Annotated in this window: 12 protein-coding genes and 1 tRNA gene; 10 read left to right on the top strand and 3 right to left on the bottom strand. The window is 54.4% G+C overall.

Translation table 11 applies throughout. The annotated features are described in order from the left end of the window. Positions 1 to 18: 18 nt before the first annotated feature. A complete protein-coding gene (locus V6575_RS20670; protein ID WP_340277091.1) occupies positions 19 to 711 on the bottom strand; it encodes a glutathione S-transferase family protein in 693 nt (230 codons plus the stop codon). A 189-nt stretch (positions 712 to 900) separates the two neighbouring features. Here V6575_RS20670 and V6575_RS20675 point away from each other — a divergent pair, with 189 nt between their 5' ends. Then, positions 901 to 1,707: an undecaprenyl-diphosphate phosphatase gene (locus tag V6575_RS20675; RefSeq protein WP_340277092.1), complete on the top strand. Its 807-nt coding sequence runs from the start codon at positions 901 to 903 to the stop codon at positions 1,705 to 1,707. Positions 1,708 to 1,727: 20 nt separating this feature from the next. Here the strand turns inward: V6575_RS20675 and V6575_RS20680 are convergent, their stop codons facing one another. Then, a complete protein-coding gene (locus V6575_RS20680) occupies positions 1,728 to 2,741 on the bottom strand; it encodes a helix-turn-helix transcriptional regulator (protein ID WP_340277093.1) in 1,014 nt (337 codons plus the stop codon). Between the two features lie 153 nt (positions 2,742 to 2,894). On the opposite strand from V6575_RS20680, the gene V6575_RS20685 reads away from it, so the two are divergent. Continuing rightward, positions 2,895 to 3,131, top strand: a complete 237-nt coding sequence (locus tag V6575_RS20685; RefSeq protein ID WP_340277094.1) for a DUF1127 domain-containing protein — start codon at positions 2,895 to 2,897, stop codon at positions 3,129 to 3,131. A 68-nt stretch (positions 3,132 to 3,199) separates the two neighbouring features. Here the strand turns inward: V6575_RS20685 and V6575_RS20690 are convergent, their stop codons facing one another. Then, positions 3,200 to 4,174: a complex I NDUFA9 subunit family protein gene (locus V6575_RS20690; RefSeq protein ID WP_340277095.1), complete on the bottom strand. Its 975-nt coding sequence runs from the start codon at positions 4,172 to 4,174 to the stop codon at positions 3,200 to 3,202. Between the two features lie 242 nt (positions 4,175 to 4,416). On the opposite strand from V6575_RS20690, the gene V6575_RS20695 reads away from it, so the two are divergent. The 8 genes from V6575_RS20695 to lptB all read left to right on the top strand — a co-directional run bounded on the left by V6575_RS20695 (position 4,417) and on the right by lptB (position 12,132). Continuing rightward, a tRNA-Leu gene (locus tag V6575_RS20695) sits at positions 4,417 to 4,503 on the top strand. A 211-nt stretch (positions 4,504 to 4,714) separates the two neighbouring features. Beyond that, positions 4,715 to 6,958, top strand: a complete 2,244-nt coding sequence (locus tag V6575_RS20700; protein ID WP_340277096.1) for a DNA methyltransferase — start codon at positions 4,715 to 4,717, stop codon at positions 6,956 to 6,958. Continuing rightward, a complete protein-coding gene (locus V6575_RS20705; RefSeq protein WP_340277097.1) occupies positions 6,925 to 8,148 on the top strand; it encodes a type IIL restriction-modification enzyme MmeI in 1,224 nt (407 codons plus the stop codon). The genes V6575_RS20700 and V6575_RS20705 overlap by 34 nt, the downstream gene beginning before the upstream one ends. Positions 8,149 to 8,160: 12 nt before the next feature. Then, positions 8,161 to 9,072 (top strand): restriction endonuclease, encoded by a 912-nt coding sequence (locus V6575_RS20710; protein WP_340277100.1) that lies wholly within the window; start codon positions 8,161 to 8,163, stop codon positions 9,070 to 9,072. 324 nt (positions 9,073 to 9,396) lie between these two features. Then, on the top strand, positions 9,397 to 10,017 hold the full coding sequence (locus tag V6575_RS20715) for a ribonuclease D (protein WP_340277102.1): 621 nt from the start codon (positions 9,397 to 9,399) through the stop codon (positions 10,015 to 10,017). 38 nt (positions 10,018 to 10,055) lie between these two features. Then, positions 10,056 to 10,703 carry an LPS export ABC transporter periplasmic protein LptC gene (gene lptC / locus V6575_RS20720; RefSeq protein WP_340277104.1) on the top strand — a complete coding sequence of 216 codons (648 nt, stop codon included), beginning with the start codon at positions 10,056 to 10,058 and terminating at the stop codon, positions 10,701 to 10,703. A gap of 3 nt (positions 10,704 to 10,706) precedes the next feature. Beyond that, a complete protein-coding gene (gene lptA, locus V6575_RS20725; protein WP_340277106.1) occupies positions 10,707 to 11,243 on the top strand; it encodes a lipopolysaccharide transport periplasmic protein LptA in 537 nt (178 codons plus the stop codon). An 88-nt stretch (positions 11,244 to 11,331) separates the two neighbouring features. Beyond that, positions 11,332 to 12,132 (top strand): LPS export ABC transporter ATP-binding protein, encoded by an 801-nt coding sequence (gene lptB / locus V6575_RS20730; RefSeq protein WP_340277108.1) that lies wholly within the window; start codon positions 11,332 to 11,334, stop codon positions 12,130 to 12,132. Positions 12,133 to 12,194 lie beyond the last annotated feature (62 nt).

The following is a 12,194-nucleotide window of genomic DNA, read 5'->3' on the forward strand; positions in this document are numbered from 1 at the left end:
AAATAGCTGCAGCTTTGCTTAGAAATCGAGATCCGCATAGGTGACGGAGGCTGGCATCCCGAGTATTTTCTCGGACAAAAGAGGCCGCATGCTCGGGCGCGATTTGACCCGCGCGTACCAGTTCTTGACGTTTTCCTCGTTTGCCCATGGCACCTCGCCCAAATAATCCGCGCAGGACAGAGCTGCACCTAATGCGAGATCTGCGAAGGAAAGCCGATCTCCGGCAATCCACCTGCGAGAGGCAACAAGATAGCTGAAATACCGAAGGTGATGGTGAATATTTGCCCGTGCGACCCTCAAGGCCGCAGAATCCGGCGCTCCGCCACCTGCGGATTTTGGCATCGTTTGTTTGTAAATCCGTTCCCGGACCAGATGTCCGACGACCTCAGTGTCAAATTTGCAGAGTGACCAATCCACAAGGCGGCGGCATTCGGCGCGAGCGTCCGGGTGATCCGGCATTAAGCGTCGATCCGCGACCGCATAGCCACGCGTTTCATCAAGATATTCCATGATAGGCATCGGGCCACAAATAGCCGGGCCTTCATTTTCCACCAGAATGGGCACAGTGCCAGCAGGGTTCAGTTGCAGAAGCTCACCGGGGCGTTCCCAAGGATCAAAACAGCGTTCCTGATAGTCGGCCCCATACTCCCTCAGCATCAAACGGACGAAGCGGGAAGACGGGGAGAATGGATGATGATAGAGCGTGAACATGAACGGCTTTAGACGGCCTGAGGTATGTGGAACGGTGCGGCAACGATTCTGGTGCCGATAGCTGTCAATTATGTCTTAAGGGTGGTTATCAAGGGTTTGACGCTGACAACTTAATTTGAGCTATTTCGGCCATGTGACCGGACAATCTGCGCCAGCGATGGATATCTGGTGAAAATTGGAGACATTTTGATGGAAGACCAAACGATCATCAACGCACTGATTCTGGGGATAGTTGAAGGTCTGACGGAATTTATCCCGGTATCGTCGACCGGGCACGTCCTTTTGCTTGGTCATTTTTTGGGTTTTGAGAGCACTGGCAAGACGTTTGAGGTTCTGATTCAGCTTGGCGCGATTCTAGCTATTTTGAGCGTCTATTTCGGTCGACTTTGGAACCTGGCGACTTCCCTTCCAAGCAGTCAGGCGTCTCGCCGGTTTGTGTTTGGTATTTTGCTGGCGTTTCTTCCCGCAGCCGTTGTCGGCGTTATGGCTCATGGATTTATTAAGACTGTCTTGTTTCAGTCTCCAGCGCTCATATGCAGCACCCTGTTGGTCGGCGGGATCATTCTTCTTTGGATTGACCGATTGCCGTTGAAGCCGCGCTACACTGACATCATGGACTACCCCTTGAGCCTTTGCTTCAAGATAGGCCTGTTCCAGTGTCTGGCGATGGTGCCCGGTGTATCCCGTTCCGGATCGACCATTGCCGGATCGCTGTTGATGGGCACGGATAAACGCTCCGCGGCTGAGTTTTCTTTCTTTCTGGCCATGCCGACCATGACGGGGGCTTTTGCCTACGATCTTTACAAAAACCGGAATGTGCTCTCGATGGACGATGCGATGCTCATTGCCATCGGCTTTATCGCCTCTTTCGTGGCAGGGCTGTTCGTTGTCCGCCGGCTGCTTGATTTTGTCTCTCGCCACGGCTTCGCCCCATTCGCCTGGTGGCGGATTGTGGTCGGTCTTCTCGGCTTCATGGGTCTCTATTACTTCGGCTAGGCAGCTGGCGCTTAAACCCATCAGAGGGCTGGGTCTCGATGAACTCGCGCCATTTCACTGAGTTCAGCGGCCAGTGCTTTGCGCAGATGTGCTGGCTCTATCAGTTCGGCGCCAGCGCCAAGCCAGCGTATCAACGGGAACAGGTTGATTGCCTCAGCGTTTGGAATGCTGATCATGACGTTGCCATCTGGAGCGGGCGTAAAAATCACATGTCGATAGTACCAATCTTGCGCCAACCGCTTTGATTGTTCTGCAGTCACCCTGATTTGCGCAATGGGGCCTTCCTTCTCCCAGCGACGCATGGCTTGTGACAACCAGGCCCCGCCCAACAGATGCTTTATGTCGAAAGATGGATCTGGCTGAAACCGCAAACCGCTGACTTCGATGTTGCGCACGCGATCAGCGCGGTAGAGTTTCATCTCATCTGTTTCCACAGACCGGCCTGCCAGATACCAGAGGTTTCTGTCGTAAAGAATGCCGCATGGCTCTACGTCATGGGCGCGAGGGGCTGTACGGGATGGATTGTGATGGTCAAACCGGACCCTGCAATTGTCCAGGAGGCCAAGCATGAAACCGTCAAGGGCCGCTTGCCATGCGTCTGTGGTCTTTGCCTTTGTTTCGGCGTGAAATATGTCGATGGGCACTGGCTCAACACCAATCACGCGTTCGGCTTGTCCCAGCAAGGTGAGGACGGCTTTTGGCAGAGTTGCGATGAGTTTGCGTTCGGCGGCCTGCAGATCGTCCATTAATGGAATGGTGCGGATGCCGCGCACGGTTGCCAGGGCCGTCAACAACGCGGCTGTCTCATTGCGGGTGAGGGCCACAGGCGGTTGCATGTAGTCGCGTGGCAGACGGTAACCGCCCTCCGCGCCTCTTTCCGCATCAACCGGAACGCCGAGAGCCAGCAACCGGTCTATGTCCCGGTAGATGGTGCGCAGTGAAACCTCGAACCGTTCGGCAAGGGTGGTCGCTGTCACCAACTTGCCGCCTGTAAGTAGCAGCAGAATACCAAGGGCGCGCTCTATCGGGTTCATGATCTTCCTTCCATTCTCGCCCACGTTAGGCTTTTTTGAGAAAAAGGAACAGAACAAGAATATACCTGACTCCCTGTTGTCAGGATTGACCGGGCATCTTCAGCTCAAGGCCGGTGGACAGGACTGCTGGCCAGTGTGACTGGAGCTGAAAACATGACCATGGTGACTGATAGAAAATCTGGCCAAAAGGTTTCTGGCCGTGCGATTTTGAGGGACTTGATTACTCTGACTTTGAAAGCTGCGCTGCGCAGCATTCAATATCGCCGAACAGTGAGGGCTTTGCGAAGGTTGGATGATCGCGGCTTGCGGGACATCGGATTGACCCGTACTTCTGAAGGCTATCGCTTGGCTCCGGACGAACTAGGGCGCAAGCGGCGACCGCAAGATTGAACTGGAACGAAAAACGGGCGACCAATGGCCGCCCGAAAATTTCATTCACAAATACCACGTCTGCTTGATCAAGCTGGACGGTGCGCGTCGTACTGTCCGTGTTCGCGAAAGCGATCCAGATAGGTCGGTAGGATGGCGGCAAGGGTTGAAGGCCGGATACCGAGGCCTTCCAGTGTCAGGCCTTTTTTCATCGCATCTGCAGAAACAACGTTGTCCGTGCGGAGCAGGGTGACCTGATCGGCAGTGAGCAGCGGCTTTGGCAATATCTGCATGCACTTGCCGAGCATGCTGGCGATGCCGAACGGGATAGGCAGAAGCAAACGTTTGGAGCGGGTAATGCTCTGCATCTGCTCAAGGCATTCCTTGAAGCTGACGACTTCTGGTCCACCCAGTTCGTAAACGTTACCGGCGGCAAGGTCTCCGTCGACTGCTTTTGCAACAGCTTCCGCAACATCACAGACATAGACAGGCTGGAACTTGGTCACGCCATTGCCGATCAGGGGCAGGGCAGGTGATATGCGGGACATCGCAGCGAACTTGTTGAAGAAATCATCTTCTCGTCCGAAGACGATGGAAGGTCGCAGGATGACGCTGTCTGGCAGGGTTTCAAGAACGCCAGCTTCACCGGCCGCTTTGGATCTTGCATAAGCGGAGGGGGAGTCAGCATCCGCGCCGATGGCGGAAACATGCGTGATGGCGGAAATACCTGCGGAGCGGGCAGCTTCGGCTATGGCGCGCGGCCCAAAGGACTGCACGGCATCAAAGCTCTGCTTGCCGGTTGGCGAAAGAATGCCGACCGCATTTACGACGGCATCAGCGCCTTCGACGGCACGATCAACGGACCAGCGATATCGCAGGTTCGCCTGAACGGGCATGATCTGCCCTGGCGCGCCAAGTGGCTGCAGGTGTTCGGCAAGATCTGGCCGACGAACAGCTGCGCGAATGCGGTAGCCGCGCCGGGCGAGTGCCTGCACGATATGGCGTCCGACAAAACCGGATGCACCAAAGACTGTTACGAGTTTTCCATTGAGAGCCGTGGACATGCCGGTTGCCCCTGTCGCAGCTATAACGCCGCGTTTGTGTAAGTGTCGCGTCCAAAATTTGTCTGTTCAGAAGGAACCAGACGGTCACCAGTCTATTAGACCTTTGCTATCAACCTGTGAAGGCCTTTGGTTTATCCGCCAGTAAATCGTCAAGCTGTCAAACATCGGACTGTGAATGAAAATATATGTTTTCATTTCCCGGATTGACAAGGTCCTGTCGCAACCCTAAAAGCGCCTCCTAAGCCCAGATGGCGGAATTGGTAGACGCGCCAGCTTCAGGTGCTGGTACTCGCAAGGGTGTGGAGGTTCGAGTCCTCTTCTGGGCACCAAATAATCTCTTCGCTTACCAACGAAGAATACGAAAAAACCGGCCTCCATGGCCGGTTTTTTCGTTTCTGGGCAGTTCAAGTTCACCAAAGAATTGCTCACGCTTGCGGGCATTGGAAACCCTGACCGCACAGATTGTTTTTCCCTAGGCTTAGGCACTCGATGGGTAGTGATTGGTCCTCTGTTTTGAGGTCTTCGTTGTGCACTATTTCCATGTCCGTCCCTATTGACGCCTTCATGGACCGCTGGAAACCGTCCAGCCGCAGCGAGATGGCTAATTTCCAGACTTTTGCGAATGAATTGACGGATCTGCTGGGTGTCGACCGGCCCAAACCTGCGACCAGCGACGGCGAGAACAACGATTATCGCTTCGAGCGACCGGTCACCTTCACCCACACAGGCCGCAACAGCCGGGGCCGGATCGATCTCTACAAGCGCGGCTGTTTTATCCTTGAAGCCAAGCAAGGCGGTGACAAGGTCAAGCCGGAAGATCAGGACCAGCTGAAGCTTCTGGCGGATAGGGATGCTCCCAAGGCAAAGCTCGGCCATGGACCACGCGGCACGGCCAAATGGGACGACACCATGCTGAAGGCTCGGAACCAGGCCGACGGTTATGCACGTGCCGTGTCCAGGGAAGACGGCTGGCCACCGTTCCTGATGGTGGTCGATGTTGGGCATGTGTTCGAGATTTATGCGGACTTCTCCCGCGCCGGGCAGGGCTACACCCAGTTTCCGGACGGCAACCGTTACCGGATCACGCTGGAGGACCTGCGCAAGCAGGAAGTTCGCACATTCCTCAAGACGCTCTGGACAGATCCGCTATCCCTCGACCCGTCGCTTGTCGCCGCAAAAGTCACCCGGGAAATCGCGACCCATCTGGCGGAACTTGGCAAGAGCTTCGAGGGTCAGGGCCATGACAGCGAAACCGTTGCGCGCTTCCTCATGCGCTGCCTCTTCTCCATGTTTGCCGAAGACGTTGATCTGATCCCCTATGGCAGCTTCACCGCCAAGCTCAAAGAGCTGCGCGGCCATCCCGAACATGCCCAACCGACGCTCAAAAGCCTGTGGCAAACCATGAACACCGGCGGGTTTTCCCCCGTACTCACCAAAGACCTCAAACGCTTTAACGGCGGGCTGTTCAAAGATGCCGATGCCCTGCCACTGAACAATCTGCAGCTGGGTCTCTTGATTGAGGCCGCCGAAGCCGATTGGAAACAGGTGGAACCCGCGATTTTCGGCACACTGTTGGAGCGCGCCCTGGATGCCAAACAACGCCACAAACTGGGGGCGCATTACACCCCGCGCGCCTATGTCGAACGCCTTGTTACCCCCACGATCATGGAGCCCCTGCGCGATGATTGGCGCAACGTGCAGATCGCGGTGCAACGCCTGAATGCCGATGGCAAAACCGATCAGGCGCTGAAACTGGTCAAGGACTTCCACCATGATCTGTGCGAAGTGCGCGTGCTTGACCCCGCCTGTGGCTCGGGCAACGTCGCCCTGGAGATGATGAAGCGGCTGGAGGGCGAAGTCACTAGCCTGATGGAGGAGCTGGGCGAAACGCAAGCCAGCTTTATCACCGTTGACCCACATCAGTTTCTGGGGATTGAGCTCAACACCTGGGCCGCCAATGTGGCCGAGCTGGTGCTGTGGATCGGCTATCTGCAATGGCACTACCGCACCCATGGCATCGCCGCCCCGTCAGAGCCCGTGTTGCGCGACTTCAAGAACATTGAAAACCGCGATGCCGTATTGGATTGGTCCGCGCGCACGCCGCGTGTGGATGACACCGGCACCCCTGTGACCCGTTGGGATGGCGTCACCACTGTGCGTCACCAAGTCACCGGCGAAGAGGTGCCAGACCCCGCCGCCCGTGTGCAGGTCTATGACTATGCTAAACCGAAAGCCACCACATGGCCCAAGGCGACATTCATCGTTGGCAATCCGCCGTTTATTGGGCTGCGCAATATTCGAAAGGCTTATGCCGATGGTTATCTAGAGGCGCTACGAATTGCCTACAAGAATGTTCCCGAGAATGCTGATTACGTCATGTATTGGTGGGAAAAGGCCGCATTGGCAGCACGTGCCTTCGACCGAAAGTCTGGCAAAGGTACACGCAGGTTTGGTTTGATCACGACAAATTCGTTGAGCCAGACATTCAATCGTGCAGTGTCGGCACGACATATGGGAGACCCCAAAAAGCCATTATCATTGCTCTACGTAATTCCAGATCACCCCTGGGTAGATGCCTCTGATGGTGCTGCGGTGCGTATCTCAATGACGGTGGGTGCAATGGGAACACGTGAGGGCCGATTGCTCTCGGTGACTTCTGAGAACGATAACGTGGTTTCCGCTGAGGGGGTGATTGTCGAAATGTCGGAGGTGCGCGGGGCAGTCTATCCTGACTTGAGAATTGGGCAGATTTGCTATCTGCAAAAGCGCTGTCCTCGAACTTAGGCGTATGTTCAGTAGGCTTCCAGTTGACTGGCAAAGGTTTTTTACTCTCACCTGCAACAGCACAGCATTTTAGGGATACAGACATCAAAAATTCTGATGTTCTCAAGCCGTGGATTGGAGGGTTAGGAATTCAACGAAAAGCTGAGGCTATGGTTGCAATAGACGTTTGCGGGATTGAAGAGGCGACTATTCGTCAGAAATACCCTGCTATTTATCAACATTTGGTCGATAGTGTGCTTCCTGAGCGAGCCCAGAATGCTAGAAAATCTGTGCGAGATAACTGGTGGGTATATGGGGAGGCTCGAAACACCTTCCGTCCAGCTATCAAGGGATTGAAGACATTGGTCGTATCTTCGTTGACGGCGTCGCATCGAACCTTTGTTTATGTCCCATCAAGTGCAATTGCAGACAGTACAACTGTGATGTTTGCTATTGAAGACGCAAGCAGTCTGGCGGTGCTTTCAAGTCGGACACATGTCGTTTGGTCACTGGCGCAGGGCGGTACACTAGAAGATCGTCCGCGCTACAACAAATCCCGCTGCTTCGACCCCTTCCCGTTCCCGGAACTCACCGAAACTCAAAAGGTCCTTCTCCGCACTCTCGGAGAGGATCTCGATGCCCATCGCAAGCGGCAGCAGGCGGTGCACCCCAAACTGACGCTGACACAGATGTACAACGTGCTGGAAAAGCTGCGCGCGGGCGAGGCCATCGAGGGCAAGGACAAAGAGATCTACGACCAGGGCCTGATCGGTATCCTGCGCGATCTGCATGATCAAATCGACGCCGCCGTGGCCGATGCCTATGGCTGGCCTGTTGATCTGAGCGACGAAGAGATCCTGATGCGCTTGGTTGATCTCAACAAGACCCGCGCTGCAGAGGAGGCCTCAGGTCACATCCGCTGGCTGCGCCCCGAGTATCAAAACCCAACCGGTGCCAAGGCCGAAAAAGGCAAAACCACCGACATGGATCTCGGCGTTGTTGCCAAGGTGGAAAAAGCCCCATGGCCCAAAGGCTTGCCCGACCAAATCGCCGCCGTGCGCGAAGCCCTGCTGGAGATGGGAGAGGCCTCCCCCGAACAAATCGCCCGCCGCTTTGCCCGTGCCCGCACCACGGCCGTGCAGCCTCTGTTGGAAAGCCTCGCGGCGCTGGGACAAGCACAATTGACTGAAGATGGCCGCTACGCCGCATAAGAGGAAAATTGAATGAGACGTCGTTTCACCATTGAAGCTGAAGGCTTGCCGGATCTCACCGGCATGATGCTGGCGACGGTAGAAGCTCTCCGGCAAATCGGCGGGTCTGCGTCCATTCAGGAACTCGACGAAAAAGTCATCGAGATTGAAGAACTGAGCGAGACAGAACAATCCCATCTCATGTCCGGCGATGACCAACGCACACGTGTGAACTATTACCTAGGCTGGGCACGGACGTTTTTGAGGCGTGGTGGTGCGCTTGAGAACTCTGCTCGGGGCGTGTGGGCACTGACTGACAAGGGAGAGCAGATTGCCTCCATCTCGCAAACCCAGGCAATTTACAAACAGGTGAACGACGAAGAGCGCGAACGCGCAAAGCTCAAGCGTCAGGCCAAAAAGAAACAAACCGGCACACCGCTGGAAGATCCTCGTAGTCTTGAGGATGTGGCTCAGGATACAGCAAGCGAGGACTGGAAATCCAAGCTCCTTGAAACCTTGCGCGCCATGGACCCGTCAGCTTTTGAACGCCTGTCCCAGCGGTTGCTTCGCGAAGCCGGTTTCATCAAGGTGGAAGTGCGCGGCAAAACCGGCGATGGCGGCATCGACGGTGTCGGGGTCTTGCGGGTGAATCTGGTGTCGTTTCAGGTCTATTTTCAGTGCAAACGCTGGAAGGGCAGCGTCGGGTCCAAGGAAATCCGCGACTTCCGCGGCGCCCTGCAAGGCCGCGCCGACAAGGGCCTGTTCATCACCACGGGCACCTTCACCAGCCAGGCCTCAGAAGAAGCCACCCGCGATGGCGCGATTGCCATCGACCTGATAGACGGCGACCGGCTGTGTGATTTGCTGAAGCAATATGATCTGGGTGTGAAAACGCAGATGATCGAGGATGTCACGATCAATGGTGCCTGGTTCGACAGCCTTTGAGAGCAGCCTATATGGATGATATGCTGCTTAAACGGGGATTTCATGTTGAAATTCTGCGCGGCCATCTTGGTGTCAAAAGCTGAGTTCTAATCGCTTTTGCTGGCTCTTTTGCGGTTATGTGTTTCAGCAAAGGATCGCATGGAAAGAATTCAAGGCACTACCTTGAATTGCGGTTCATTCACCAATTGACATAATTGCGAGTGCTGAACCTTGCACGAGGGCTGGGCATGTTCTACCTGACAGGGGAGAGCTTAGGCGAATTTCCGCAGCTTTGCTGCTAATTTGCCGTCCAAAACGCTATGGTTTCAGGAGCTAATATCGATCATGACGATCCGCTTCCATAAGAGAGATCTTCCAGATCTCTCTGCTTATGAAACTGCAAAGGCGGTCGCTGTCGATACCGAGACGCTCGGTCTTAATCCGCATCGGGACCGCTTGTGTGTCGTTCAGCTATCGTCGGGCAATGGTACAGCCGATGTGGTTCAGATCTCTCGTGGTCAAAGTGAAGCGCCTAATCTTCAGCAGTTACTGGCGGACCCGTCTAAGCCGAAAATTTTTCATTACGCCCGCTTTGATATTGCGGTGCTGAGTCATTACCTAGGTATTGAGGTTGCCCCTGTCTGGTGTACGAAAATTGCGTCCAAACTGGTGCGCACCTATACAGACCGTCACGGATTAAAAGATATAACGCGTGAATTGACTGGCGTTGAACTGTCTAAGCAGCAGCAGAGTTCCGACTGGGCCGCTGAGACCTTGTCTGATGCGCAGTTGGCTTATGCTGCTTCTGATGTCCTGCATTTGCACAAGCTGAAGGCACGGCTTGAGGTAATGTTGCAGCGGGAAGGGCGAACCGATATTGCCAAGGCTTGTTTCGAGTTTCTACCGGTTCGGGCTGAACTTGATTTGAAGGGCTGGGGCGAGAACGATATTTTCGCTCATTCTTGAGCAGGACCGGACGATCCGAAGCAATGATATTGGCAGATATGAACAAGACTTCCGGGCAAAGCCGGGCGACTATGAGGCTAGCGGAAAGCCGCCCTCAAAAAGTTGCTCGTCGTCATAGCACTATCGTCAAAGTGCTGCGCATTCTGCTGCCGCTATCAGGGGGCCTCATTCTTGCCGGTATGATCGGTACGATTGTCATCTTCAACATTCTGTCCGGTTTGGGAATTGGTAACATCCGCTTGAGCAGCGACGGGCTGGTGATGGACCAGCCAGAGCTATCAGGCCACGATGGAGAGCGGTCCTATAAGATCCGTGCTGTGAGGGCGATTCAGCGGCTGACCGATCCCAAGATCATCGATCTGGAAAATATTCACGCGGATATTGTTTTAAGCCCGGATCAGAGCGCCAAGCTGACCGCCTTGAACGGAACATATGATAATGGCGCGGAAACACTTTGGCTCTATAATGGACTACAAATAGAGTGGAGCGAAGGCTATACAATCGATATGGCCGACGTGAACATAAACTTGAAATCCGGCGCTCTCAAAACGTCTGAACCGATCGTTATTCGTTCAGATCAGGGAAACATTCGTGCTGGTAAACTGGCGTATGATCAGGATAACGGGATCGTGCGGTTTACGGATGGCATCAAGATGGTGCTAAAGCCGGGCGCTCAAGGGGACTAAGGTATGATGAAGCTGTTGCAGACTGCCATGATCGGAACTTTCTGCCTTTGTGCAGCGGCATTGCCTTCCAGCGCTCAAACGTTTTCGGATGCTTTCGCCGGGTTTGGTTCCAATGATAAAGCACCTATCGAAATCGAGGCTGGCGAGCTCCAGGTGGAAGACAAGACCAACAGTGCCACATTCATGGGTGATGTTGTTGTCACCCAGGGAGAAACGAAGCTCAAGACAGATAAACTACGTGTCTTCTATGATGGGTCTGCGTCGGGCTCTACCCAGCAGAAAATTTCCAAGCTGGAGGCAACGGGACAAGTCTACATCTCTTCCAAGGATCAGACGGCGACTGGTGACGCTGCGAGCTTCGATATGAAGCAGGAAGTTATGGTCATGACTGGTAAGAAAGTTGTTCTGAGTCAGGGGCCTAATGTCGTGGTCGGAAATCGCCTGACTGTGAACCTGAAGACCGGGAAGGCTGATTTGCAGGCTCCGAAGTCCGGACGCGTGAAAGTGCTGATTCAGCCAAACAGCCTAAAGAACAAATAGGTCTGTCTATTTAACGGTATGTAGACAGGGCTCCGGCGGTTGTATCTCATGATGCGCATCGGAAGCACTCAGTAACGGAAGCCATCTTGTGAAAATTTTTCCTTTTAGTTCAAGCGGATCAACTGAAACCGCTGCGGATGAAGGTGCGGCGACTGTCGAGAGCGGGGCCGGTTCACTGTTGGTTGATGGAATCGGCAAAACCTTTGGGCGGCGGCAAGTTGTCAAGCACGTCAGCCTTGAAGTCAGGCCGGGGGAATCTGTCGGTTTGCTTGGACCCAACGGTGCTGGCAAGACCACTACATTTTATATGATTACTGGGCTGATACGACCGGATCAGGGGTCAATCATCCTTGATGGGTTCGATATGACGCGCTTGCCGATGTATCGCCGTGCCCGTTTGGGAATTGGATATCTACCTCAGGAAGCGTCTATTTTTCGCGGCCTCACCGTTGAAGAGAATATCCGTGCGGTTTTGGAGGTGATTGAGCCAGACCGGGCAAGAAGAAATGAAGACCTGGACAATCTTTTGTCTGAGTTTGGGCTGACCCATTTACGCAAGTCGCCGTCCATCGCATTGTCAGGTGGTGAGCGTCGGCGTGTGGAAATTGCACGCGCTTTGGCCAGTCGTCCGTCGTTTATGTTGCTGGATGAGCCTTTTGCCGGCATCGATCCGATTGCGGTTGGAGATATTCAGCAGCTTGTCAGGCATTTGACGGAACGCGGTATTGGCGTTTTGATCACGGACCATAATGTTCGGGAAACCCTTGGGCTTATTGATCGTGCTTATATCATTGCATCCGGTGAAGTCCTCACCGAGGGGCTGCCAAATGAGATTGTTGCCAATCCGGATGTGCGCAGGCTTTATCTTGGTGAGCAATTTACTCTTTGATGATCGGGCTTGGGTTAGAGTATAGCAAGAAGCGGACCAACCAAGTTTAGAAGCCCGGAGCT

Origin of the sequence: Roseibium algae, assembly GCF_037783265.1 — a bacterium.
In the GTDB taxonomy this organism is placed as follows: Bacteria; Pseudomonadota; Alphaproteobacteria; order Rhizobiales; family Stappiaceae; genus Roseibium; species Roseibium algae.

Bases quoted from the DNA above. Each gene is read 5' to 3' on its own strand.
- V6575_RS20670 (WP_340277091.1), bottom strand. From the start codon at position 711: ATGTTCACGCTCTATCATCATCCATTCTCCCCGTCTTCCCGCTTCGTC.
- V6575_RS20675 (WP_340277092.1), top strand. From the start codon at position 901: ATGGAAGACCAAACGATCATCAACGCACTGATTCTGGGGATAGTTGAA.
- V6575_RS20680 (WP_340277093.1), bottom strand. From the start codon at position 2,741: ATGAACCCGATAGAGCGCGCCCTTGGTATTCTGCTGCTACTTACAGGC.
- V6575_RS20685 (WP_340277094.1), top strand. From the start codon at position 2,895: ATGACCATGGTGACTGATAGAAAATCTGGCCAAAAGGTTTCTGGCCGT.
- V6575_RS20690 (WP_340277095.1), bottom strand. From the start codon at position 4,174: ATGTCCACGGCTCTCAATGGAAAACTCGTAACAGTCTTTGGTGCATCC.
- V6575_RS20700 (WP_340277096.1), top strand. From the start codon at position 4,715: ATGTCCGTCCCTATTGACGCCTTCATGGACCGCTGGAAACCGTCCAGC.
- V6575_RS20710 (WP_340277100.1), top strand. From the start codon at position 8,161: ATGAGACGTCGTTTCACCATTGAAGCTGAAGGCTTGCCGGATCTCACC.
- V6575_RS20715 (WP_340277102.1), top strand. From the start codon at position 9,397: ATGACGATCCGCTTCCATAAGAGAGATCTTCCAGATCTCTCTGCTTAT.
- lptC (WP_340277104.1), top strand. From the start codon at position 10,056: ATGAACAAGACTTCCGGGCAAAGCCGGGCGACTATGAGGCTAGCGGAA.
- lptA (WP_340277106.1), top strand. From the start codon at position 10,707: ATGATGAAGCTGTTGCAGACTGCCATGATCGGAACTTTCTGCCTTTGT.